At 57.8% G+C, this 249-nt stretch carries 1 protein-coding gene; it reads right to left on the reverse strand.

Features of this window, described 5'->3' with window-relative positions; translation table 11 throughout:
* Nucleotides 1-249 (reverse strand): type IIL restriction-modification enzyme MmeI (locus tag ACM0OP_RS24480; protein WP_414530995.1); only part of this gene is annotated, 249 nt, incomplete at both ends.

A 249-nucleotide genomic window follows, 5' to 3' on the forward strand; every position in this document is an offset into this window, starting at 1 on the left:
GAGTCTGAGCGTTCTCCAGCCGACGCTTGGTCGAATTCGACCAGCCCTGATCCATCTGTCTGACGTTCGAGCTGGAGCTCAAGCGCTTTCGAGACTGTTTCATCTCCAGCACGAAACAGCCGCGTCGATAGCAGTCGATGAAACCCCAGTGCGTCGTTCCGTCCAGATGGTCGAAGCGCACCACCTGCTCGAAAGAATAGTTCGGATCGTTGGCCCTAACGTCGTTGGGGGCCGGCACACCCAGCAGAT

The organism is Nodularia chucula CCY0103 (genome assembly GCF_963923915.1).
GTDB lineage: Bacteria > Cyanobacteriota > Cyanobacteriia > Cyanobacteriales > Nostocaceae > Nodularia > Nodularia chucula.